The sequence below is a fragment of the Streptomyces sp. NPDC056580 genome (assembly GCF_042793175.1).
In the GTDB taxonomy this organism is placed as follows: domain Bacteria; phylum Actinomycetota; class Actinomycetes; order Streptomycetales; family Streptomycetaceae; genus Streptomyces.
Map to the genome: position 1 here is coordinate 289,791 of NZ_JBHTVE010000004.1, position 22,742 is coordinate 312,532.

The following is a 22,742-nucleotide window of genomic DNA, read 5'->3' on the forward strand; positions in this document are numbered from 1 at the left end:
GAGCACACGGGGAGACCGAGTTGACGAACGAGACGCACGAGCCCAACGACGCGCACGACCCGGACCGGCCGCACGAGCCGAACGACGCGCACGACCCCAACCGGGCGCACCGGCCGGACGGGAGCGGCGGGCGGCGGACGGCGCACCGGGAGCCGGACACGGCCGCGACCGCGCGCCGTGCCCGGTTCGGCACGCTGCCGGAGCGGGTCCGGCCCGAGGACACCGTGGAGACGCTCCCCGCCGCGCCGAGGGACCCCGCGCGGGACGCCTTCGACCCCGACGAGTGGCTGGTCCGCTACTGCCTCTGAGCGGCGCGGACCTGCTCCGCCGGCCGGGCCGGGCGGCGCCGCGCCCTCAGAGGGCCCGTGCCTCCGCTAGCGTCACCGGGCGGTGCTCGCGCAGGGACAGGGCGCACGCCTCGGCGATCCAGCCCGCCTCCAGGGCGTCCTCGACCGTGCAAGCGGAGGGGCGGGCACCGGCCACCACCTCGGTGAACGCGGCGAGTTCGGCACGGTAGGCGGCGGCGAAGCGGTCCATGAAGAAGCCGTGCGGGGGGCCGGACGGGAAGGTCGCCCCGGGCTCGGCCGACCGCAGCGGCAGTCTGTCCTCCAGGCCCACCGAGAGGGAGTCCTCGAAGCCGAGCAACTCCATGCGGACGTCGTGACCCCGGCCGTTGTGACGGGAGTTGGAGACCACCGCGAGCGTGCCGTCGTCCAGGGTGAGGATCGCGCCGGTGGTGTCCGCGTCGCCCGCCTCCCGGATGTGGGCGGCGCCCCGGTTGCCGCCGGCCGCGTACACCTCGGCGACCTCGCGGCCGGTCACCCAGCGGATGACGTCGAAGTCGTGCACGGAGCAGTCGCGGAAGATGCCCCCGGAGGCGGCGACGTACGCGGCGGGCGGCGGCGCCGGGTCCAGCGTCGTGCAGCGGACGGTGTGCAGCCTGCCCAGCTCACCGCCGCGCACGGCCGCGCGGGCGGCCGTGAACCCCGCGTCGAACCGGCGGTGGTAGCCGATCTGCACCGGCACCTCCGCACCCCGGAGGGCCTTGAGCACCTCCAGACCCTGCGCCATGGTGCGGGCCACCGGCTTCTCGCAGAAGACCGGGACGCCGGCCGTCACCCCGGCCCGGATCAGCGCCGGATGGGCGTCCGTCGCCGCCGCGACGACCAGGCCGTCAACGCCGGCTGCGAGCAGCGCTTCCGGCGAGTCCGCGATCCGGGCGCCGAACCGCTCGGCGGCGGCCTTCGCCGCGGCCGGGAACGGGTCGGCGACGACGAGCGACTCGACCACGTCCAGACCCGAGAGGGTCGCCGCGTGGAAGGCGCCGATGCGGCCCAGACCGAGGATTCCGATGCGCATGAGGCTCTGGCTCCTTAGTGCGGTGGTGCGGTGGTGCGGGGGCGTGCCGGGCGGGGCCGCCCGGTGCGCGTTCCGTCTCAACCCGGGCCGCCCGGTGGTCCGGGAGGCAGATCGACCCACCTGCGGGTCCCGGCCGACAGCACCATGGCGTCGAGCACCGCGGCACCGTGCACCGCGTCCGCGAGGGTGGCGCCGTACGGCCTGCCCTCCGCGACGGAGCGCAGGAAGCGGTAGGCCTCGACGACCTTCAGGTCGTCGTAGCCCATCGCGTTGGCCGCGCTCGGCTGGAACGCGGCGAACTCGCCCGCGCCCGGCCCGACGTACACGGTGCTCACCGGCTGGTCCTGGTACGTCGTGCCGCGGCTCACCGCCAGTTCGTTCATCCTGCGGAAGTCCCAGGAGACCGCGCCCCGGGTGCCGTGCACCTCGAAACCGTAGTTGTTCTGCTCGCCGACCGAGACCCGGCAGGCCTCGAGCACCCCGCGGGCGCCCGAGGCGAACCGCAGCAGGCAGCCGGCGTAGTCCTCGTTCTCGACCGGCCCCGGCTCACCGCCCAGGGCCCGCGCGTGCCCGGCGGTGGCGCCCGCCGGGCGGGCCCGCACGGGCACGAAGACGGCCGTGTCGGCGCTGAGGGAGGCGATGTCGCCGAGCAGGAAGCGGGCCAGGTCGGCGCCGTGCGAGGCCAGGTCGCCGAGGACTCCGCTGCCGCCGCGGGACCGCTCGTAACGCCAGGTCAGGGCAGCGTCGGGGTGGGCGGCGTAGTCGCTGAACAGCCGGAACCGGGCGTGGGTGACCGTGCCGAGCTCCCCGCCCGCGATCAGGTCGCGGGCGGCCTCCACGGCGGGCGCGTTGCGGTAGTTGAAGCCGACCGCGCCCTGGACACCCGCCCCCGCGACCGCGTCGGCGACAGCCCGGGCGTCAGCACCGGTCAGCCCCACCGGCTTCTCGATCCACAGGTGCTTGCCCGCCTCCGCCATCGCCACCCCGATCTCCCGGTGCAGGAAGTTCGGCACGGTGACGCTCACGGCCCGCACCCGCGGATCGGCGGCCACCTCACGCCAGTCGCGGGTGGCACGGGCGAATCCGAAGCGGGCGGCGGCCTCCTCGGCCCGGCCCGGCACCTCCTCGGCGACCGTCAGCAGCTCGGGGCGGAGCGGCAGTTGCGGATAGTGGTGGCCGACCCGGGCGTACGCCCGGGTGTGCACCCGGCCCATCCAGCCGAAACCGACGACGGCGACCCCGAGTGCGTCCACCATGAAGGCACCTCTGCTCATGCCCGGCCCGGCTCAACCCTGTCCGGATCACCTTTGTGCGGACATGGTGAGCGTGTCAACCGGGCCGGCGCACGTGTCGGCCGGACCGGCGGAGCCGGCCCCGCCGGGCGGCCTCCCTCACAGAGTGATCGCGTAGGCCTTGCGGAGCGTCTCGTGCACGGTCCACGTCGTGCGGTCGCCCGCACGCAGCACGGCCAGGTCGCCGGGGCCCACCCGCAGCGTGGGACCGCCCTCGACCTCGATCGTCGCCGATCCGCTGACCACCACGAACAGCTCGTCCGCCTCGGTGTCGGTGACCACGCCCGGCGTGATCTGCCAGACACCGCGGATCTGCCGGCCGTCCGCCGACTCCCACACCACCCTGCCCGTCACCTCCGGGTTCCCGGAGACGATCTGCTCCGGGTCCAGGGGCTCGGGTTCGAGGTCGGCGTCGGGGACGTGGAGAGCGAAGCTGTGCGTCATGCGGCGACCCTAGCCAGGGCGGCCGTCGCGCCGCCGTGGACAGTGTGTGCGGCATCGGTCCCCGCGGACGGACACTTCGTCGCGCCGTCCGCGGCCGGCGCCGCCCGGGCCGCACCGGCCGCCCGGGCCGGGCGACGGGGCGGGCGCGAGCGTCCGCCCGGGTGCGGTAGGGTTGACCTGCGTGATCACGCGGGAGCGCCCGCGTGGGAGGGCAACGGGACGTGGCGCAGCTTGGTAGCGCACTTGACTGGGGGTCAAGGGGTCGCAGGTTCAAATCCTGTCGTCCCGACTCATACGAGTCGCGGCTCAGGGCCGGTTTCGGAGCGATCCGGGACCGGCCCTCGGCCGTTTCTCCGGCGGATGTGCCGCGTGGCCGGGGCTCCGGCCCAGGCCCGGCGTTCCCACGTCACCGTCACAGCCACGTGTGGACCGGGCCGGGCAGGGGCGCCGGGGGCCGTCAGCCCGTCGCGGTCGCGGTCGGGGACGGCGTCTTCCCGGCGAGCACCTGCTGCAGACGCTGGGCGCCCTGCCGTACCGCCGTCTGTGTGGCGGCGTGGTCGACGCCGGACGGGCCGCCGTTGGTGACCACGATCCCGGAGGAGCCGGCCCGTACGGCGGCCACGTCCAGGTCGAGCGTGACGGGCGCACCGCCGGAGGTGCCCTGCACGGTGAGGGTGAGCCCCTGCCGGCCGTCCCCCACGGCGGGCAGCGGACTGCTCACGACCCGCACCGTCCGCTTGCCGCCGTCCGAGCCGGTCACGGTGAAGTGGCCGCAGGTCTGCGCCAGGCTCTTCATCCAGTCCAGGGACTTCTCCAGCGAGCCCTTGCCGTAGTCGCCCACCTGGTACAGCAGCCGGGCGTCGCCGTGCGTGAAGCCGGTGAGCGCCGACGCTCCCACCGGCCGGCCCAGCAGGGTGTCCGAGTACAGGCTGTCCAGCAGCTTCTGGCAGTCCTGGGACCCGGTCCTGCCGTTCAGGAACGAGGCGACGTCGACCTTGCCGGCCAGGAGCTTGTCGCGCCAGCTCGCCGCGTTGTTCACCTGGTTCCACGCGTCCCCGAGGTCGGCCCGGGTGATCAGCGCGGCCTGCGCCCCGCCGGTGGTCAGCGCCCGCGTGGGCCACGGGGAGGGGGACGACGGCGACGGGGAGGCCGGGGACGGCGAGGCCGGGGACTGCTCCGCCGCCGGGGAGACCGGCGCAGCCTCCGGGGTCCCGGTGCCGTCGGCGCAGGCGGCGGTGACGAGCAGGGTCCCCGTCGCCAGCGCCGAGGCGAGAACACGTGCGGGGCGGGACGGACGGTCCATCGCGGCGGCCTCCTCGGAGCGCGGTACGTCCCTCCACATCAGCACCGGCCCGGCCGGTGGACGAGCACAGCGTGGCGTTCGGGTGACCCCCGCGGTGGCTCCGTGCCGGCCCCGCGCCGCCCCCTCGCTCCATGCCGGCCCCGCGCCGGTCCGCCGTACGGACGTCCTCTCGACGTCGTGGTACGCCCGATCGACACTCCGGGAAAGGGAATCCGACGAACGGGCAGGAAATGAGGACGCGCCTCGGGACGGTGGCCGAGCGGCGGGGCCGCTCGGCGGACCGGGGCACGAGCCGCCCCCCCGGGCGCGACGGCGAGGCCGGAGGACGTCTCCCTCCCCCGAAGGCGACGTCCCCCGACCGCTCCCCCCGGTGCCCGGATGTGGCCTGGACCGACAGAGTGCCGTACCCGGCGGTCCGGGCGCCTGAGTCGGGGGGTACTCAAGTCGTCGTGTATCAGACCTGAGCAGGCGCGCTCCTGTTCGTGTGACGACTCACGATCAGGACGCGAAGACGCTGGAACTCCCTTGGCCGTTCACCGGGCGCGAGGACGAACTGGGCCTGGTGCGCCGGGCGTTGTCGGGCGGGCGGCCCGGCGTCGTGGTGACCGGACCGCCCGGCCGGGGCAAGACCCGGCTGATCACGGAAGCCGCCCGGGGCCTGGACTGCGCCCGGGTTACCGGCACTCCCGGGACCCGCGGCCTGCGCTTCGCGGCCTTCGCGCACCTGCTGCCCGACACCGTCTCGCTGCACCGCGCGGTGCGGCTCCTTTCCGGCGTACGCCTCCTCGTCGTCGACGACGCCCATCTGCTCGACGAGGCCTCCGCCGCGCTCGTGCACCAGCTCGCCGTGCAGGGCGGCACCCGGCTGGCGGTGACCGCCACCGACGGCGTGCCCGTGCCCGGCGCGGTCTCCCGGCTGTGGACGGGGGAGTTGCTGCCGCGCCTGCCGTTGCCGCCGCTGCCCCGTGAGGACACCGACCGGCTCCTCGCCACGGCCGGCCTCGAAGCGCTCACCATGAGCCGCCTGCACCGGTTGTGCCAGGGCGATCTGCGGCTGCTGCGGGACCTGCTGGGCGCGCTGCGCGGCTCCCGTGCCCTGATCCGGCTGCCGGGGGGCGGCGGATGGGCGTGGCGCGGTCCGGTCCCGGTCACCGCGGCCGTCCGGGAGCGCCTGGCCGACGTCCTCGACCGGTCCGACGCCGACGAGCGCGAGACCCTGTACCGGCTCGCCTTCGCCGAGCCCCTGCCGCTCGCCCTCCACGGCCTCGGCCCGGAGGTCCTCGAACGGCTCGAGCGGGAGGGGCTGATCGCCGTCGACGGCCACGGCTCGGTCCGCCTCGCCCACCCACTGCACGGCCCGGCCCTGCGCGCCACCGCGGGCCCCCTGCAGGCCCGCCGGCTGGCCCGCACCCCGGACCGGTGCGAACCCGCCCTGGCGGTCGAACGGGCGGCGCTGGAACGCCGGCTGGAGCGGCACGACGTGCGGGCCGTGCCGACACCGGTCGGGGACTGGCTGCTGTCCGAGGGGCTGCCGGTCCCGGGCGGATACGCCGCCGTGCGCGCCCGGTACGCCCGGCTGCGCGGAGAACTGCGCGAGGCGGCCGCCTGGGCGCGCGAAGGCCTGCGCGCGGCGCCGGAGGACACCGGCTGCCGCGTCGAACTCGACTTAGCGGCATGTCAGTCCGGCGACGTCACGGGCACCGGGGTGTGGGCCGCGGCGGCCGGCGGCGACCTCGACGGCGCCCTGGACCGGATCGCCGGGGACGAGGTGCTCGCGCTGTACGACGCCGTGCGGCTCGGGGCGCCGGAGCGGGTCGCCGGGCGGCTGACGGGCGACGGTGTGTTCGCCCGGCACGCCGACGCGCTCGCCCGCGGCGACGGCCCCGCCCTCGACCGGTCCGCCGAGGCGCTGGCGGAGCGCGGCTTCCTGCTGTTCGCGGCCGAGGCGCACGCGCAGGCCGTACCGGTCCACCGCGACCCGCGCGCCGCCCGTCTCTCCCGCACCCGGGCGCTGGCGCTGGCCCACCGCTGCCAGGGCGCCCGCACGCCGGCGCTCGCCGGACTCGTCCTCGGCGAACTCACCGCGCGGCAACGGCAGATCGTCGCCCTCGCCGCGTCCGGTATGAGCAACCGGCAGATCGCCGAGCGGCTGACGCTCTCCGTCCGGACCGTCGGCAACCACCTCTACGGCGCGTACGCCCGCCTCGGCGCCGGCGACCGCACAGCCCTGCCGTGGCTCACGGACGCCGCCACGGCGGAACCCGCCTGACCTGAGGGGGCCCGTACCGCGTGCGGGCCCCCTCCGAACGGCGCACGCGCTCCCGGCCCGGTCGCCCTCATGGCCGTCACGACTCGTCCGACCACCGCGCCGGTCCCCCCGGGGCGGTCGTCCTCTCAGGCCGCCCCGAACGCCCGTCCCCTGACCTGAGGGGGCCCGTACCGCGTGCGGTCCCCCTCCGAACGGCGCACGCGCTCCCGGCCCGGTCGTCCTGACGGCCGTCACAACTCGTACGGCCTCCGCACCGGCCCCCGCGGCCGTCCTGTCAGGCAGCCCCGAACGCCGCGAACGCCCACCCCGTCGCCTGGTGGACCGCGTCGCCCGGCTGGGCGGCGCGGGCGTCGCGCAGGGCCTCGGCGAGGGAGAGGCCCGCGTCGAGGCCCTTGTGCAGGGCCAGCATCAGCGGCACCACGGCCGCGTCGTTGACCGGTGCGCTGCTCGCCACCACCCCGGCCGTGCCCAGCGGCAGCAAAGCGGTGACCAGGCCCAGCAGTTCGTCGGCGCCCACCGAGGCGAGCCGGGCGGTGTCGCAGCTCGACAGGATGATCCGGTACGGGCTGCGGGCCAGGCGCTCGAAGTCGTGGACGATCAGCGGGCCGTCCGCCATCCGCAGCGCGGAGAACAGCGGACTGTCCGCACGGAACGTGCCGTGCGCGGCGAGATGCGCGAGGGCGGCGCCGTCCAGGTGCTCCAGCACCCGGGGCACCTGCGCCCGAGGCCCCTCCAGCACCGTCGCGTCGCCGTACCGGCCCGCCAGTTCGGGCACCTCCGCGCCGCCCGTGGCCAGGCCCGGGCCGCGCACCAGCACATGCCGGCCGCCGCCCGGCGGCGCGGTCTCCCGCGCCCGCAGCCAACTGCCCGCCGACGGCGACACACTGAGCACCCGCTCCCGCAGCGCCGGCAGCAGCGCCCACGGCACGCGGTGCAGCGCGCCCGGCGGCACGATCACCACCGGACCGGACCCGAGACGCGCCGCGGCACCGCCCAGCAGCAGTTCCTCCAGGCGCCGGCCGGCCGCCTCCACCAGCGGCAGCCGCGCCTCGCCGCCCGGGTGCGCCAGCCGGCGCAGCCCGGCCTGCACGTGCTCCGCCTCGGCCACCGCCTCCGCGAGCGGCCCGCCCGCGAACCGGCGGACCCGGCCCTGCCCGCACAGCAGGATGTGCACCCGGCCGTCCACCACGGCGAGTTCGACCAGCCGCGCGTCCCCGAGACGCTCCAGCAGCCGGGCCGTGTCGAAGCGGCCGCCGTCGCCGGGCGCGTCACCGCGCATGTGGTGGGTGCGGGAGCGGATCTCCCTCTCCAGCCGCCGCTGTTCGCGCTCCAGGGCGGGCACCGGCCGGCCCTCCATCCGCGCCTCGTCGGCGCGGGCCGCTATCTCCCGGTAGGCGGTGATCCCGCCGAGCAGCGCCGGGTCGGCCGGCGGCCGGGCGGGCGGCGCGGCCAGCACGGTCGCCCGCCAGCGCTCGCTCCACTCCAGCAGCCGTCGCGGACCGCCCTGCGCCAGGCCCACCTCCTGGGCGAGCGCGGCCAGTTCCGCCCCCTGCGCGGTGACACGGGCCCGCAGCTCGGAGGCGCCCAGGGTCATCCGGTGGTCGTCGAGCACCGCCAGCCCCCGCCGGCAGGCCTGCAGCACGCCGCGCCCGGAACCCGCCGCCCGGGCGCGCAGGGCCTGCGCCACCCAGCCCGTCACCCGGGCCGGCGGCGGACCGGAGTGCCTGCTGCGGGCGGCGGCCGCCAGATGCCGCTCCGCGTCCGCCGTCCGGCCCAGCGCCAGCGCGATCCGCCCGGCGAGCAGCGAGGCCTCCGGCGCGGCGGGCGAACCGAAGGAGGCCAGCCGCTCGGCGACCCGGGCCGCGTCCGCGACCAGCCGGCCCGAGCCGGGCCCCGCCGCCGCCCGCGCCTCGGTCAGCACCAGCCGGGCGTGCGTCTCCCACCAGGTGCGCCGCTGCCTGGCGAACAGCCGTACCGCCTGGGCGGCACGGTCGGTGGCGACGTCCGCCTTGCCGGCCGAGCGCGCGGCGCGCGCCGCGGCCAGCAGCAGCTCGGCCTTGCGCGTGGACTGCCCGCCGATCCGGTCAAGCAGCGCGATCGCGGTGTCCGCCTCGGCGAGCGCCTCGGGCGCGAGCCCGGCGGCCATCAGCACCTCGCAGCGCCGCACCGACAGCATGAAGGTGGGCGTGCCGAGCTTGGCGTACCGCTCCTCCGCCTCGTCCAGCAGGCGCAGCGCGGCCGGGATGTCCCCGGAGCGGAACGCGGCGAGGCCCCGGCTCTCCACCGCGTCCGCCTTGTCGTGCTCCTGGCCGGTGGTGTCCCACAGCCGCTCCGCCGCCGTGAAGTCCGCGACCGCCCGGTCCACCGCGCCGAGCGCCAGGTGCACGGTGGCCCGCAGCGTCAGCGCCCGCGCCGTCCAGATGCCGTCACCGGCCTGCCGCAGGGCCGGCAGCGCCCGGCGCACGTCCTCAAGCGCCTCCCGGTGATGCCCCAGCACCCACCACACATAGGCCCGCCGGTAGCGCACCCGGGCCCTGGTGTGTCCGCTGCCCCGCGCGACCCCCTGCTCGAACGAGGCCAGTCCCTGCCGCGTGCGCCCCGCGTGCACCAGTGCGACCCCCAGTGTCGCCAGCACGTCCGCCTCACGCTCCGCCGACTCGGCCCGCGCGGCCAGGTCACGGGCCCGGCGCAGGTGCCTGAGGGCGATCCGCAGATCGCCGAAGTCCCGCTGCCAGATGCCGAGCACCTGGTGCGCGACGCTGGCGTGCAGCGGCGGCGGGCCGGTGTGCAGCACGTGTTCCGCGCGCGCCCGGGCCTCGCCGGGGTCGGCGAACACCAAGGGCAGCAGTTCGAGGACCGGCTCGCTTCCCGCTGTCACCCCTCGCATGGTAGTGGCCTGCGCAAACCCGTCCCACGGGTTCGCCGTTGTCACCGAGCACCGTACCGGCCGCGCCGGCCGGCTGTATCAATGGGCCGTCGGGCGACTCTGACTGTCGGACACCGTCCCGAGGGGGAGGACACACCATGGCACCTCAGCGATTCCACGAGCAGTTCGGCCACATCCAGCGCGCGATGCCCGGCACCGCGCTGGCGATGGGACCGGACGACGCCGCGGAGTTCCTCTACGAGAAGGGTGTCGTCCTCGCCCGCGACGGTGAGGAGGCGCGGCTGGTCGAGGACACCGTGCGCCGTCACTTCACCGACACCCGGGGCCTGGTCCCGGACCACGTGCGCCGGACCGGCCCGGCGGCCAACCGCACCGGCATCACCCGGATCCGGGTCGGCGACCCCGGTCTCGGCGAGGACGTCGTCCCGCACGCCCTGGGCGCCCTGCGCGAGGCCGAGGGCCGCCAGGGCCGCCGCCTGGTCAGCCGCAACCACGTCGTGCACATCGCGGTCAACGCCTGCCCCGGTGACGAACCTGTCCCCGCGGCGCACGGCGAACCGCCCAACCCGGCCCCGGCCGACGCACCCTACGACCCGGACACCGCCGTCGGCGTCCTCGTCGTCGACACCGGACTGGTGCACGACCACGGCTCCTACCCGCCGCTCGCGCACACCACCGGCGACCCGCAGGTCAGCGAGACCGGCCCCGACGGCGTGCTGCGGCAGTACGTCGGACACGGCACGTTCATCGCCGGGATCGTCGCCGCCGTCGCGCCCAACACCGACGTCACCGTGCGGGGCACGCTCGCCGACGCGGGCGCCGTCCTGGAGTCGGAGTTCGGCGCCAGACTCTTCGATGCCGTCGACCAGGGAGGCTGGCCCGACATCATCAGCCTGTCGGCCGGCACGTCCAACGGCCGCACCGACGGACTGCTCGGTCTCGACGCCTTCATGCGGGAACTGCGCGAGCAGGGCACCCTGCTGGTGGCCGCCGCCGGCAACAACGCCAGTGGGAACCCGTTCTGGCCGGCCGCCTACGCCGCCCTTCCCGAGTACGAGGACTGCGTGCTGTCGGTCGGCGCGCTGCGCGGGGACGGCGAGTCCGGCGCCTGCTTCAGCAACCACGGCCCCTGGGTGCGGGTCTACGCCCCCGGCGAGCGCCTCACCGGCGCCCTCACCGGTTTCCGCACGCCCGTGCCCTACGTCTACCAGCACTCCACCTACGACTCCTGCCGGTACGGCTTCGAGTACGTGTGCACCTGCCAGTACCCCCGGCACTCGGGCGTGCTGAGCGAGACCCCGGACAGCGGCGCCGGCAAACCCGACCAGGTGGTGTTCGACGGCCTCGCGCAGTGGAGCGGCACCTCCTTCGCCACCCCGGTCGTCGCCGGGCTCGTCGCCGCCCACATGACGGCGCACAAGGAACGCGACCCGCGCGCGGCCAGGGCGCAACTGCTCGGCTCGGTCACGGAGTCCGCGGAGGTGCGCGGGGCGCACGTGCCGGTGCTCCGCCCGCCCACCTGGCGACCGACCCCCGTCGCGATCCCGGTCCAGACCGTATGAGGGCCGGAACGCTCCGCTCCACGGCGTACGATGACGTGCCGTACACGAGGGGTGGAGCCGTGGACCGAACAGAGGTCGGCGCGCTGGTCCGGTCCGCTGTCGACGGCGACGCGGCGGCCTGGAAGGCGCTGGTGGAAGGACTGAGTCCGCTGGTGTGGTCGGTGGTGCGCGCACACCGGCTCTCCGACGCCGACGCGCACGAGGTCTACCAGACCGCGTGGTTCCGTTTCGCCCAGCACCTGCACCGCCTCCGGGAACCCGACAAGGCGGGCTCCTGGCTGGCCAGCACGGCCCGGCACGAATGCCTGAAGGTGCTGAAGGGGCTGACCCGGCTGACGCTGACGGACGACCCGCAGGTGCTGGACCGGGCCAGTGAGGAACGGACGCCGGAGCAGTCGCTGATCGACTCCGAGGAGGAGGCCGCGCAGGCCGAGCGGATCCGCCGGCTCTGGCAGGAGTTCGAGGCGCTCGGCGAGCGGTGCCGGCAGTTGCTGCGGGTGCTGATGGCCTCGCCCCCGCCGAGCTATCTGGAGGTCTCGGCCGCGCTCGGCATCGCGGTCGGCAGCATCGGCCCGCTGCGCCAGCGCTGTCTGCGCCGGCTGCGGGCCCGGATGGACGAACGGGGAGCGGCATGAGCGGCGGCGCGCACTACGACGACGGGTTCCCGGAGGAGGGCCTCGACGACGCCGGGTTCGACGGCGCCCTGCTGGAGGAGGAACTCCGCCAGGCGGCCGCCGTGCTGGACCCGGTCCCGGCCGAGCTGTGCCAACTGGCCCTGGGCGCCTACGCGCTGCACGACCTGGACGCCGACATCGCCGAGCTGACCTTCGACTCGCTGGTGGACGCGCTGCCCGTCAGGGGAGTGCCGGACGCGCCCCGGATGCTGACCTTCCGCGCGGGCGCCCTCATCGTCGACGTCGAGGTCACCGGTGAGGGCCTGATCGGCCAGGTACTGCCGCCGGGCCCGGCACGCGTCGAGGTACTGGGCGGCCCGCAGACGGCCCGGCCGGTCACCGTCGACACCCTGGGCCGCTTCACCAGCGACACCCCGCCCACCGGCCCGTTCGCCCTGCGCCTGCGCACCGGCGCCCAGGTGGTCGTCACGGAGTGGCTGCGGGCCTGAGGACACACCCTGCCCGGTCATGCGGGGTCCGCGACGGTGGGGGAGGCGGGGCGGGGGACGGAGCCCGCGGGAGCGTACTGGGCGGCCTGGGCGTCGAACATCGAGGCGTAGCGCCCCCGGGCCGCCATGAGCTCCTCGTGGCTGCCCTGTTCGACGAGCCGCCCGTGGTGCAGGACGTGGATGCGGTCGGCGTGGCGGACGCCGGACATGCGGTGGGTGACCAGGACGACGGCGCGGTTCGGGGCCGCGAGCCGGCGGATGCGGTCGAAGGCGGCGATCTCGGCTTCCGGGTCGAGCGCGGAGGTGGGCTCGTCCACGATGAGCAGGCCGTCGGCGTCCGAGGTGGAGCTGCGCCAGTGGGTGCGGGCCAGGCCGATCTTCTGCCACTCGCCGCCGGAGAGTTCGCTGGCGCCGCGGAAGATCCGCGCGAGCAGGCTGTGCAGGCCGTCGGGGAGCTTGGCGATGACCGGTCCGGCCCCCGCGTAGTCGACGGACGGCCGCAGGTCGTCGGGACCGGCCTCCCGGGCGGGCCGGCCGATCCGGATGTTCATCGCCGCGGTGACCGGCCAGCGCTGGAAGTCCTGGGTGAGCAGCGCGACGCGGTCGAAGACCTGCGAACGGTCCAGGGAGGCGATCTCGGCGTCACCCCACCGCACGGTCCCGCGCTGCGGCAGCAGCAGGCCCGACAGCACTTTCATCAGCGTGCTCTTGCCCGAGCCGTTCTCACCGACCACCGCGGTGACCGAGCCCATGGGCAGTGTGAGCGAGACCTCGTCCAGGGCGGGTGTCTCCCGGTCCGGGTAGCGGTAGCCGACCCGGTCGAGGACGACCTCCGGGACACGTGCCGGAAGGGGGTCGCCCCCGCTGGGAACGGTGCGGCGCGCCGCCTCGCCCAGGAACCGGGAGTGGTCGCGGACGTAGAGGGACTCCTCGTGCAACTGGTTCACGTTCATCACCAGCGCGCCCAGGCCGGCCGAGCCCGACCGGACGGCGATGACGGCGGTCCCGGCCACGGCCAGGCTCATGTGCCCGCCTGTGATCAGCAGGAACATGGCCGTGTACGTCGCCGCCACGGCGAGCCCGGACAGCGCGGCCGCCACCCACTCGGTGACGGCCTTGCCGGCGGCCAGCCGCTCCTGCTCGGCCTCGGCGCTCTCGGCCATGCGCTCGTACCGGCTGAGCAGGAACGGGCCGACGGCGTGGATGCGCACCTCCTGCGCCGCGGTGCGCTCCGTGAGCAGGTTGCCGATCAGGCGGGCGGCGCGCACGTGCTCGATCCAGCTCATCACCGACACGTACCGCTCCTGCGCCACCCGCATCGCGCCCCAGCCGCGCGGCGCCGCGATCAGGATCAGCATCGGCAGGAGCACCGGGTGGAGGATGGTGAGCACACCGGCCGTGGAGATCAGCGAGATGGTCCCGTTCAGGGCGGCCACACAGGCGCTGATCATGCGGCTGGCGGACGCGGCGCCGAACTGGGCGACGTCGATCAGCCGCCGGAACTCCGGGTCCTCGATGGCCTCCAGCTCCACCGAGGCGGACGCGGACAGGTACTGGGTCGTGGCGATCCGCTCGACCAGCGGCTCGAGGCGGCCGGCCCGCGAGGTGGACCACCCGGCCAGGCCGGAGTTGACCACGGCGGCCCCGGCGGCGAGGAGCAGGCCGGGCAGCACCGCGTGCAGCCGCTGTCCGGGGGTGCCCGAGCCGAGCAGCGCGTGCATCACCGAGTTGACCGCGAGGAGCCCGACGGCCGCGGCGAGGCCCTGCCCGATCTCGCTGACCGCCACCGCCACCAGAGCGCGGCGGTCCGCCCGCCACGCCATCCGCAGGGTCGCCCCGACCAGCCCGGGCATGGAGCGCAGCGCCGACGTCATCGTCAGGTCGAGCCGGGCGCCCTCGTGCTGCGACCAGCCGAAGTCGTAGCGCAGGGCGCCGCCGAAGAGCTCCCGCTCGGCGTCGGAGACCTCCGGCTCGGCCGGCCGCACGCGTCCGAACAACCTCTTCATCGGGCGCCTCCCCGCGCGGACCGGCCGGACCCGCGGAGAGCCGGTGCGGCCGGCCGCGGCGTCACGGCGGGCTGTGCCTGTGCGTCGGTCGATTTCAATGCTGTCTCCCCCTTGACGGCTGTCCGGCTGGTTCGTACGGCTCAACGAATCAGCCGGAGTTTCCGAACACATGTGTTTCGGACGCGTCGGCAACCCCGGTATCGGGCGCGCGCCGGAGCGTGCGTACTGCATCGACCGGTGCGGTGCAAGGAGGCGGGCCGGAACAGCCATGGCCGAAACGCCGACCGTCGGGGCGTCGGGGGAGAGGGGGCTGGGCGGGACGGGGTCAGGCGGAACGGGTCAGGACGCGCCGGGCGCGGCCCGCCGCCCGGCGTGCGGGGGCGAGCCCGAGAGCGGCTTCGGCCGGCTCGGCCGCGGCGGGCCGGCGGCAGGGGCCCGGGGCGCGTGCGGCCGGCCCGGTCCGGGTCACCAGGTGACGGGCAGGGTGAGCGGCCCGCGGATCATCGTCCTGTGCCGCCAGCGGACCTCCTCCGGCGGGACGGCGAGGCGCAGGCCCGGCAGGCGGTCCAGGAGCGTGTCGACGAGCAGTTCGGTCTGCAGGCGGGCGAGGACCGCCCCGGTGCAGTAGTGCGGGCCGTTGCCGAAGGCCAGGTGCGGGTTGGGGCACCGGTCGGGATCGATGCGGTCGGGGTCGGGGAAGACGGCCGGATCGCGGTTCGCGGCGAGGTAGGAGACGTAGACGGGCTCGCCGGCCGCGATGCGGTGACCGCCGATCTCCACGTCCTCCAGGGCGATCCGGGCGAGCCCGACCGTGCTGCGGTGCGGGATGTGGCGCAGCAGTTCGTCGAGGACGGAGCCGCGCGCCTCCGGTCGGGTGCGCATGCGTTCCATCAGCTCCGGCCGGGTCAGCATCAGGAACAGCATCTGGCCGCAGTTGTGGGTGACCGCCTCGCCGCCGATCTGCAGCGGCCCGGCGAGGCCGACGGCCTCCTCCTCGCTGATCTCGCCGCGGGACACGGCGGCCCCGAGCAGCGAGTAGACGTCCTCGTCCGTGCTGTGCGCGCGGGCCCGGACGGCGCCGGTGATCCAGCCGTACAGACCGGTCTTGGCGGCCTGCGCGGCCTCGGCGCCGCCGGAGGTGGAGATGATCTGCCCTGTCCAGGCGTGCACCTGGGCGCGGTCGGCGGGCGGTACGCCCATCACCTCGCTGACGACCGTGATCGGGAAGGGCTCCAGCACCCGCTCGACCAGGTCGGCGGGCGGTCCGTCCCGTACGACGCCGGTCACGAGCTCGTCCAGCATGCGCTGCGCGCGGGGCCGCAGCCGCTTCATGGCGCCGACCGTGAAGGCCCCGGCGACCGGCTTGCGCAGCCGGTTGTGCTCGGGCTGGTCGGCCCAGGCCAGCGAGCCCGGCCGCGGCGCGAAGTCCGGGGCGAGCCGCGTCACCTGACGGCGGGTCACCTCGGCCCGGCCGAACCGGGGGTCGTTGGTGACCAGCTTCACGTCCTCGTACCGGGTGGCCAGCCAGGCCCACCCCTCGCCGAACGGCAGCCGGATCCGGGTCAGCGGGCCCTCGCGCATCAGGTCGGCGAGGACCGGGTCGAACTCGGTCCCGTCCAGGTCGGGCGGCAGCCAGTCGCGCACGGGCGGCGGCCAGTCCCGCTCGGGCGGTGCGCCCCGGCCGTTGAGCGTGATCTCCTCCGTCATGCCCACCACCCTCGTACACGCCCCGCCCGCTGTCCTGCCGGAGTGCTCCAGCCGGAGGGCCCGGGCCCGCGCCGGACTCGGCCGCGCCGCTACACGGCGTCCACGAGCGCGGCCAGCGCCCCGGCGAGGTCCTCGAGCCCCGGTCCGGCGGGGCCGCCGGGCTCGGTCATGTAGGTGTCCCGGCGGATCTCCACCATCAGCGCGCTCACCCGCGCCTCGCGCCCGTAGTACTCCAGCGGCACGTAGGTCCCGCTGAACGGGCTGTCCAGCCCCGTCCCCCCGCACCCCGCGAACGCCTCCAGGGCCGCGTCGCGCAGCCGGGACGGGGTGTGGAAGGCGTCCGTGCCCAGGCACACCGGCGGACGCGGGCCCCCTCCGTGCAGCTCGTAGGGCAGCGCCTGGCGCGGGTAGGAGTGCACGTCGACCACGATCGCGCGCCCGGTCGCGGCCAGCCGCCCGGCGACCGCCTCGGTCGTCGCCCGCGCGTACGGCCGGAAGTACCGCCCGAGCAGCGGCTCGGGGTCGGTGTCCGCGGCCCGCAGCGCACCGCGGTGCGTGGTCCCGGTGTACACGGCCCCCATACCCACGGCGAGCATCTCCTCGCGCTCGTCCGGGAACCGCTCCGGGTCCACGACCAGCCGCGACAGCCGGTTGACGAACCGCCAGGGGGCGGTCCCGGCGAGGGCCGCCGCCCGTTCCGCGATCCGTGCGGTGTGCGCGTCGGTGATGTGGTCGAGTTCCCGTTCGAGCGCCGCGTCGTCCAGCACGATGCCCGCGCGGACGTCGTCCGGTATCGCCCGCGACGAGTGCGGCACGTGCAGCAGCACGGGCGACTCGGCGGAACCGGGCAGGAGTTCGAACGAAGGGGCGTGCTGGGGCACGGGCTGCTCCACGGGTGTTGGCGGGACGGTTGACGATCAAGGTGCCACACGGCACTGACAACGCCCCTGGCATCCCGGCGGGCGGGCGGGCGGGCGGGCACGGCCGGCGGGGCGTGCCGGGCCGCCGGTGCCCGGCACGCCTCCGCCCCGGCCGGGGGTACCGGCCGGGGCGGAGGTCTCACTCAGGGCGGCGCCTGGCGCGCCGCGGGCGTCAGCTCAGGGACGCGAGCGCCGAGTTCCAGGTGGCCGACGGGCGCATGACCGCGTCCGCCTTGGCCTTGTCCGGCTGGTAGTAGCCGCCGATGTCCGCCGGCTTGCCCTGCACGGCGATCAGCTCGTCGACGATCTTCTGCTCGTCGGCCGCGAGGGCCTCGGCGAAGGCGGCGAACGCCTTCGCCAGGTCGGCGTCGTCGGTCTGGGCGGCCAGCTCCTGCGCCCAGTACAGGGACAGGTAGAAGTGGCTGCCGCGGTTGTCGATGCCGCCGAGGCGACGGGTCGGGGACTTGTCCTCGTTGAGGAAGGTCGCCGTGGCGCGGTCGAGGGCGTCGGCGAGGACCTTGGCGCGGGTGTTGCCGGTGGTCTGCGCGTACTGCTCGAGGGACGGGACCAGGGCGAAGAACTCGCCGAGGGAGTCCCAGCGCAGGTAGTTCTCCTTGACGAGCTGCTGGACGTGCTTCGGGGCGGAGCCGCCGGCGCCGGTCTCGAACAGGCCGCCGCCCGCCATCAGCGGGACGACCGACAGCATCTTGGCGCTGGTGCCCAGCTCCAGGATCGGGAACAGGTCGGTCAGGTAGTCGCGCAGCACGTTGCCGGTGACCGAGATGGTGTTCTCGCCGCGGCGGATGCGCTCCACCGAGAGCTTGGTGGCCTCCACCGGCGACAGGACCCGGATGTCCAGGCCCTCGGTGTCGTGCTCCGGCAGGTACTGCTCGACCTTGGCGATCAGGTTGGCGTCGTGGGCGCGGGTGGCGTCCAGCCAGAAGACGGCCGGGTCGCCGGTGGCGCGGGCGCGGGTGACGGCCAGCTTCACCCAGTCCTTGATCGGCGCGTCCTTGGTCTGGCAGGCGCGGAAGATGTCGCCGGCCGAGACGGTCTGCTCGATCACGACCTCGCCGGCCTGGTCGACCAGGCGGACGGTGCCGGTGACCGGGATCTCGAAGGTCTTGTCGTGGCTGCCGTACTCCTCGGCCTTCTGCGCCATGAGGCCGACGTTCGGGACCGAACCCATGGTCGACGGGTCGTAGGCGCCGTTGGCGCGGCAGTCGTCGATCACGGCCTGGTAGACGCCGGCGTAGGAGGAGTCCGGCAGCACCGCGAGGGTGTCCGCCTCCTGGCCGTCCGGTCCCCACATGTGACCGGAGGTGCGGATCATGGCCGGCATCGAGGCGTCGACGATGACGTCGGACGGCACGTGCAGGTTGGTGATGCCCTTGTCGGAGTCGACCATCGCCAGCGCCGGGCCCTCGGCCAGCTCGGCGTCGAAGGAGGCCTTGATCTCGGCGCCCTCGGGCAGCGCCTCGATGCCCTTCAGGATGCCGCCCAGGCCGTCGTTCGGGGTCAGGCCGGCGGCGGCGAACGTCTCGCCGTACTTCGCGAACGTCTTCGGGAAGAAGGCGCGCACCACGTGACCGAAGACGATCGGGTCGGAGACCTTCATCATCGTGGCCTTCAGGTGCACGGAGAACAGGACGCCCTCTTCCTTGGCGCGGGCGACCTGCGCGGCCAGGAACTCGCGCAGCGCGCCGACACGCATCACGGAGGCGTCGACGACCTCGCCCTCGAGCACGGGCACCGACTCGCGCAGGACGGTGGTCGAGCCGTCGTCGCCCTTGAGCTCGATGCGCAGCGAACCGGCCTCGGAGATCACCACGGACTTCTCAGTGGAGCGGAAGTCGTCCACGCCCATCGTCGCCACGTTGGTCCTGGAGTCGGAGCTCCAGGCGCCCATGCGGTGCGGGTGGGTCTTGGCGTAGTTCTTCACGGACGCGGGGGCGCGGCGGTCGGAGTTGCCCTCGCGCAGGACCGGGTTCACGGCCGAGCCCTTGACCTTGTCGTACCGGGCGCGGATCTCGCGCTCCTCGTCGGTCTTGGGGTCGTCCGGGTAGTCGGGCAGCGCGTAGCCCTTGCCCTGCAGCTCGGCGACGGCGGCCTTGAGCTGCGGGATGGACGCCGAGATGTTCGGCAGCTTGATGATGTTGGCCGCGGGCGTCTTGGCCAGCTCGCCCAGCTCGCTCAGCGCGTCGGGGATGCGCTGGTCCTCGTTCAGGTACTCCGGGAACACGGCGATCAGGCGCCCGGCCAGCGAGATGTCCCGGGTGTCCACCGGCACACCGGCCTGCCCGGCGTACGCCTGGACGACCGGAAGGAACGAGTGCGTCGCGAGGGCCGGGGCCTCGTCTGTGTACGTGTAGATGATGGTCGAGTCAGTCACCGGGTGCTCCGCTCCACGTCTGCAACATTGCTCGACATCAAGATATCTCGTGACCGGGTCCGGCTCGACAGGGGTCCCGGCCGGAAATTCCTGCCGCGCCGGCGCAACCGAACCCCGCCTTCATGTGGTCATGACAAACGATCACCACTGACCACGCGTGATCGCCTCCGACCGGCGGCCGGACCGGACCACCCGGCCGCCCGAACGAAAGCGGACCATGAGATATCGCACCAGAGTGACGGCCCCGGCGGCCGCCCTGATCGGCACGGCCGCGGCACTGACGACGGGCGCCCCGGCCCACGCGCGCCCCGCCGGCCCCGACGCGGCGGCGCGCGGGGCGGCCCGCACGGCGGCCGTCCTGGGCCCGGAGACCCTCGGCGACCCCGTCTTCCCCACCCTCGGCAACAAGGGCTACCGCGCCACGTCCTACCACCTGGACCTCGCCTACGACGCCACGGCCAGGACGGTCGACGCCGAGGCCACCGTGCGCATACGCGTCGACCGCCCGCTCAGCCGCTTCTCGCTGGACGCCCTCGGCCTGGACATACGCACCGTGTGCGTCGACGGCGCCGCCGCCTCCTTCACGCAGGCCGACGAGAAGCTGCGGATCACGCCCGCCACGGCCCTGACGCCCGACGCCCTGGCCACCGTGACCGTCGCCTACTCCGCCGACCCGCGCCGCGCCCTCGCCCACACGGCCTGGGTGCCCACCCCCGACGGCTTCGCCACCTGCCCGCAGCCGAACTCGGCGCACACCGTCTTCCCGTGCAACGACCACCCCTCGGACAAGGCGGACTTCACCTTCCGCATCACGGTCCCGAACGGGCTGCGCGCGGTGGCGAACGGCCTGCTCACCGGCACCGAGACGCTGAGCGGCGACCGCACGGCGTACTCCTACCGCTCGGCGTCCCCGATGGCCACCGAACTGGTGCAGATCACCGTCGGCGACTACGTGGTCAAGGACCGCCAGGGGCCGCACGGCCTGCCGCTGCGCGACGTCGTGCCGGCCGCCCGCGCCACCGCCCTGGAACCCGCCCTCGCCCTCACCCCCGGGCTGGTGACCTGGCTGGAGGAGCGGCTGGGCGCGTACCCGTTCGAGACCTACGGCCTGCTGCCGTGCAACTCCGACGACCCCGCGGCCTTCGACTTCACCGGCCTGGAGACGCAGACCCTCACCCTGTACAAGCCGAACTTCCTGCTCCAGCCGGAGAGGAGCATCGGCTCGCACATGATGCACGAGCTGGTCCACTCCTGGTTCGGCAACCTGGTCAGCCCCGCCACCTGGGCCGACCTGTGGCTGAACGAGGGCCACGCGGACTACTACGGGCTGCTCTACCGCTACGAGCGCGGCTGGGCCGACTCCCTCGGCCTGACCACCATGGAAGCCCGGATGAAGGACACCTACGCGCGCGGCGACCAGTGGCGCCACGACTCCGGCCCGGTGGCGTCCCCGAACGCGGCCAACCTCTTCGACAGCCAGCGCTACCTGGGCGGCGTCCTCGTCCTGTACGCCTTCCGGCAGCTCGTCGGCGAGCAGGTGTTCAGCGCGGTCGAGCGCACCTTCCTGGAGCGCTTCCGCGACTACTCGGCGACGACCGCCGACTACATCGACGTCGCCTCCGAGGTCTCCGGACAGGACCAGTCCGGCTTCCTGCGCGACTGGCTCTACGGGACGAAGACCCCGCGGATGCCCGGCCACCCCGACTGGACGGTGAACCCGGTCGCCTCGTCCCTCGCGGCCCCGCACAGCAAGCGCGGCGGCCACTGGCACGAGAACTCGGCCACGCTCTGATCAGCCGTGGCGGGCGGCGCCCGGCCCGGCGCCGCCCGCCACCTCGCGCTCGATCCACCGGCAGATCACGTTCACGACGTACACGTGCTCGGCGCGGCTCAGCTCACGGCCCCGGGCGATGCCGTGCCAGCGCTCAAGACAGCCGCGGCAGCAGGTCGCGGTGGCGTGCTGGGCGACGAACACCGGATGTCCACGGTAGGGCGTCTGTCTGCCGTCCTTGCGCGGCCGCGCCGGGGCGAGCCGCTCGGCGGTCAGGTCGTAGGCGTGCCACCGGATCGTGGCCGGCCCCTTCTCCCGGGCGAGGGCCAGTTCGCGCCCGCGCAGGTGGAACCTCGCCCGGAACGGCTGGCGCGCGATCGCGTCGAGCCGTTCGTCGAGGGAGCGGGCGGCGGGGTCCGGCGGCGGGGAGGTCATGACCCTTCGAGGGTATGCCGACCGCCGCTGCCCGGTCCTGCCCGGCCTGTGCCGGGCCCCGGTGCTGCTGGGCTTGTGCGGGTGCCCGGCCTGTGCCGGCCCCGGTTCCGCCCAGCCTGTGCCGGCCCGGGTCCCGCCCGGCCTGGGCGGGGGTCCGGTCCTGCTCGGGCACCAGCGTTCCGGGTCTACTCGGGCACCGCCGGGGCCGCGTCCAGCGCGCCGCGCTGCTGCGGTATCACCACCGTGCCCTGCTGCAGGGCCACCGTCCTCGTCGGGGACGGGATGTGGATGCCCTCCTCGCGGTAGCGGCGGTGCAGGCGCTTGATGAACTCGTGCTTGATGCGGTACTGGTCGCTGAACTCGCCGACGCCGAGGATCACCGTGAAGCCGATGCGCGAGTCGCCGAAGGTGTGGAAGCGGATCGCGGGCTCGTGGTCCGGGACGGCGCCGGTGGTCGAGGTCATGGTCTCGGCGATGACCTCGTGGGTGACGCGCTCGACGTGGTCGAGGTCGCTGTCGTAGCTCACGCCCACCTGCACCAGGATCGTCAACTGCTGCTCGGGACGCGTGTAGTTGGTCATGTTGGTCTTGGCGAGCTGGCCGTTGGGGATGACCACCAGGTTGTTGGAGAGCTGGCGGACCGTCGTCTGGCGCCAGTTGATGTCCACCACGTACCCCTCCTCGCCGCTCGTGAGCCTGATGTAGTCACCCGGCTGCACGGTCTTGGAGGCGAGGATGTGGATGCCCGCGAAGAGGTTGGCGAGGGTGTCCTGCAGGGCCAGCGCGACCGCGAGACCGCCGACGCCCAGGGCGGTGAGCAGGGGCGCGATGGACACGCCGAGCGTCTGCAGCACGACCAGGAAGCCGATCGCCAGCACCAGCACCCGGGTGATGTTCACGAAGATGGTGGCCGAGCCGGCCACCCCCGAGCGGGACTGGGTCACCGAACGGACCAGACCCGCGATCACCCGGGCCGCGGACACGGTCACCACGAGGATCAGCCACACCTCGAGGAACTGGTCGGCGTGGTGCCGGACGGTTCGGGTCAGCGGCAGCACCGCGGCGGCCGCCGCCGCGCCGCCCGCGATCGCCGCCCACGGGACGACGGAGCGCAGCGCGTCCACGATGACGTCGTCGCCGCTCCAGCGGGTCCGCTCGGCGTGCCCCGCCAGCCAGCGCAGCACCATGCGGGACAGGAACGCCAGCAGCAGGCCCGCGGCCAGGGCGATGCCGGCGAGGACCAGGTCGTCCAGGGTCAGCGAACGGTTCACC

The 22,742-nt window shown here is 74.7% G+C and carries 17 protein-coding genes and 1 tRNA gene; 7 read left to right on the forward strand and 11 right to left on the reverse strand.

Translation table 11 applies throughout. From position 1 onward, the window contains the following. Positions 1-20 precede the first annotated feature (20 nt). Positions 21-308 (forward strand): hypothetical protein, encoded by a 288-nt coding sequence (locus ACFQ9Z_RS10230; RefSeq protein WP_383013822.1) that lies wholly within the window; start codon positions 21-23, stop codon positions 306-308. A 46-nt stretch (positions 309-354) separates the two neighbouring features. Here the strand turns inward: ACFQ9Z_RS10230 and ACFQ9Z_RS10235 are convergent, their stop codons facing one another. From ACFQ9Z_RS10235 to ACFQ9Z_RS10245, 3 genes are all read right to left on the reverse strand, one after another. Then, on the reverse strand, positions 355-1,359 hold the full coding sequence (locus ACFQ9Z_RS10235; protein ID WP_383013826.1) for a Gfo/Idh/MocA family oxidoreductase: 1,005 nt from the start codon (positions 1,357-1,359) through the stop codon (positions 355-357). A gap of 77 nt (positions 1,360-1,436) precedes the next feature. Beyond that, the gene (locus tag ACFQ9Z_RS10240; protein WP_383013829.1) at positions 1,437-2,615 is read right to left on the reverse strand and encodes a Gfo/Idh/MocA family protein; all 1,179 of its coding nucleotides are present in this window, start codon (positions 2,613-2,615) and stop codon (positions 1,437-1,439) included. 135 nt (positions 2,616-2,750) lie between these two features. Then, on the reverse strand, positions 2,751-3,095 hold the full coding sequence (locus ACFQ9Z_RS10245) for a cupin domain-containing protein (RefSeq protein WP_383013832.1): 345 nt from the start codon (positions 3,093-3,095) through the stop codon (positions 2,751-2,753). Between the two features lie 215 nt (positions 3,096-3,310). Between ACFQ9Z_RS10245 and ACFQ9Z_RS10250 the strand changes: the two genes are divergently transcribed. Beyond that, a tRNA-Pro gene (locus ACFQ9Z_RS10250) sits at positions 3,311-3,384 on the forward strand. Positions 3,385-3,552: 168 nt separating this feature from the next. Here ACFQ9Z_RS10250 and ACFQ9Z_RS10255 read toward each other — a convergent pair. Continuing rightward, positions 3,553-4,398, reverse strand: a complete 846-nt coding sequence (locus tag ACFQ9Z_RS10255; protein WP_383013835.1) for a hypothetical protein — start codon at positions 4,396-4,398, stop codon at positions 3,553-3,555. Between the two features lie 484 nt (positions 4,399-4,882). Between ACFQ9Z_RS10255 and ACFQ9Z_RS10260 the strand changes: the two genes are divergently transcribed. Then, positions 4,883-6,667, forward strand: coding sequence for a LuxR C-terminal-related transcriptional regulator (locus tag ACFQ9Z_RS10260; protein WP_383013837.1), 1,785 nt, complete (start codon positions 4,883-4,885; stop codon positions 6,665-6,667). 274 nt (positions 6,668-6,941) lie between these two features. Here the strand turns inward: ACFQ9Z_RS10260 and ACFQ9Z_RS10265 are convergent, their stop codons facing one another. Beyond that, complete coding sequence (locus ACFQ9Z_RS10265; RefSeq protein ID WP_383013844.1) at positions 6,942-9,554, reverse strand: CHAT domain-containing protein; 2,613 nt, start codon at positions 9,552-9,554, stop codon at positions 6,942-6,944. A 137-nt stretch (positions 9,555-9,691) separates the two neighbouring features. On the opposite strand from ACFQ9Z_RS10265, the gene ACFQ9Z_RS10270 reads away from it, so the two are divergent. From ACFQ9Z_RS10270 to ACFQ9Z_RS10280, 3 genes are read left to right on the forward strand one after another with little or no spacing between them, the layout of a single operon-like run. After that, entirely contained in the window at positions 9,692-11,116 is a 1,425-nt protein-coding gene (locus ACFQ9Z_RS10270; RefSeq protein ID WP_383013849.1) for a S8/S53 family peptidase, read from the forward strand. Next, positions 11,113-11,751: an RNA polymerase sigma factor gene (locus tag ACFQ9Z_RS10275; protein ID WP_383013852.1), complete on the forward strand. Its 639-nt coding sequence runs from the start codon at positions 11,113-11,115 to the stop codon at positions 11,749-11,751. Before ACFQ9Z_RS10270 ends, ACFQ9Z_RS10275 begins: the two co-directional genes overlap by 4 nt. Beyond that, the gene (locus ACFQ9Z_RS10280) at positions 11,748-12,239 is read left to right on the forward strand and encodes a hypothetical protein (protein ID WP_383013855.1); all 492 of its coding nucleotides are present in this window, start codon (positions 11,748-11,750) and stop codon (positions 12,237-12,239) included. The genes ACFQ9Z_RS10275 and ACFQ9Z_RS10280 overlap by 4 nt, the downstream gene beginning before the upstream one ends. 17 nt (positions 12,240-12,256) lie before the next feature. Here the strand turns inward: ACFQ9Z_RS10280 and ACFQ9Z_RS10285 are convergent, their stop codons facing one another. The 4 genes from ACFQ9Z_RS10285 to ACFQ9Z_RS10300 form a co-directional block, all read right to left on the reverse strand. Beyond that, positions 12,257-14,245 (reverse strand): ABC transporter ATP-binding protein, encoded by a 1,989-nt coding sequence (locus tag ACFQ9Z_RS10285; protein WP_383013858.1) that lies wholly within the window; start codon positions 14,243-14,245, stop codon positions 12,257-12,259. 465 nt (positions 14,246-14,710) lie between these two features. Next, positions 14,711-15,952 (reverse strand): cytochrome P450, encoded by a 1,242-nt coding sequence (locus ACFQ9Z_RS10290; protein WP_383013861.1) that lies wholly within the window; start codon positions 15,950-15,952, stop codon positions 14,711-14,713. Positions 15,953-16,041: 89 nt separating this feature from the next. Next, complete coding sequence (locus ACFQ9Z_RS10295) at positions 16,042-16,833, reverse strand: N-formylglutamate amidohydrolase (RefSeq protein WP_383013865.1); 792 nt, start codon at positions 16,831-16,833, stop codon at positions 16,042-16,044. A gap of 211 nt (positions 16,834-17,044) precedes the next feature. Continuing rightward, on the reverse strand, positions 17,045-19,264 hold the full coding sequence (locus ACFQ9Z_RS10300; protein ID WP_383013868.1) for an NADP-dependent isocitrate dehydrogenase: 2,220 nt from the start codon (positions 19,262-19,264) through the stop codon (positions 17,045-17,047). Between the two features lie 217 nt (positions 19,265-19,481). On the opposite strand from ACFQ9Z_RS10300, the gene ACFQ9Z_RS10305 reads away from it, so the two are divergent. Next, on the forward strand, positions 19,482-21,056 hold the full coding sequence (locus ACFQ9Z_RS10305) for a M1 family metallopeptidase (protein ID WP_383013871.1): 1,575 nt from the start codon (positions 19,482-19,484) through the stop codon (positions 21,054-21,056). On the opposite strand, the gene ACFQ9Z_RS10310 is transcribed toward ACFQ9Z_RS10305, so the two are convergent. Both ACFQ9Z_RS10310 and ACFQ9Z_RS10315 read right to left on the reverse strand, forming a co-directional pair. After that, entirely contained in the window at positions 21,057-21,470 is a 414-nt protein-coding gene (locus ACFQ9Z_RS10310) for a DUF4186 domain-containing protein (protein ID WP_383013874.1), read from the reverse strand. A 185-nt stretch (positions 21,471-21,655) separates the two neighbouring features. After that, on the reverse strand, positions 21,656-22,741 hold the full coding sequence (locus ACFQ9Z_RS10315) for a mechanosensitive ion channel family protein (protein WP_383013877.1): 1,086 nt from the start codon (positions 22,739-22,741) through the stop codon (positions 21,656-21,658). Position 22,742: the final 1 nt, after the last annotated feature.

What these genes read in the sequence shown, in the direction of transcription:
- ACFQ9Z_RS10310 (WP_383013874.1), bottom strand. Translation starts at nt 21,470, where the DNA reads ATGACCTCCCCGCCGCCGGACCCCGCCGCCCGCTCCCTCGACGAACGG.
- ACFQ9Z_RS10305 (WP_383013871.1), top strand. Translation starts at nt 19,482, where the DNA reads ATGAGATATCGCACCAGAGTGACGGCCCCGGCGGCCGCCCTGATCGGC.
- ACFQ9Z_RS10285 (WP_383013858.1), bottom strand. Translation starts at nt 14,245, where the DNA reads ATGAAGAGGTTGTTCGGACGCGTGCGGCCGGCCGAGCCGGAGGTCTCC.
- ACFQ9Z_RS10275 (WP_383013852.1), top strand. Translation starts at nt 11,113, where the DNA reads ATGAGGGCCGGAACGCTCCGCTCCACGGCGTACGATGACGTGCCGTAC.
- ACFQ9Z_RS10235 (WP_383013826.1), bottom strand. Translation starts at nt 1,359, where the DNA reads ATGCGCATCGGAATCCTCGGTCTGGGCCGCATCGGCGCCTTCCACGCG.
- ACFQ9Z_RS10290 (WP_383013861.1), bottom strand. Translation starts at nt 15,952, where the DNA reads ATGACGGAGGAGATCACGCTCAACGGCCGGGGCGCACCGCCCGAGCGG.
- ACFQ9Z_RS10265 (WP_383013844.1), bottom strand. Translation starts at nt 9,554, where the DNA reads ATGCGAGGGGTGACAGCGGGAAGCGAGCCGGTCCTCGAACTGCTGCCC.
- ACFQ9Z_RS10255 (WP_383013835.1), bottom strand. Translation starts at nt 4,398, where the DNA reads ATGGACCGTCCGTCCCGCCCCGCACGTGTTCTCGCCTCGGCGCTGGCG.
- ACFQ9Z_RS10245 (WP_383013832.1), bottom strand. Translation starts at nt 3,095, where the DNA reads ATGACGCACAGCTTCGCTCTCCACGTCCCCGACGCCGACCTCGAACCC.
- ACFQ9Z_RS10280 (WP_383013855.1), top strand. Translation starts at nt 11,748, where the DNA reads ATGAGCGGCGGCGCGCACTACGACGACGGGTTCCCGGAGGAGGGCCTC.
- ACFQ9Z_RS10270 (WP_383013849.1), top strand. Translation starts at nt 9,692, where the DNA reads ATGGCACCTCAGCGATTCCACGAGCAGTTCGGCCACATCCAGCGCGCG.
- ACFQ9Z_RS10240 (WP_383013829.1), bottom strand. Translation starts at nt 2,615, where the DNA reads ATGGTGGACGCACTCGGGGTCGCCGTCGTCGGTTTCGGCTGGATGGGC.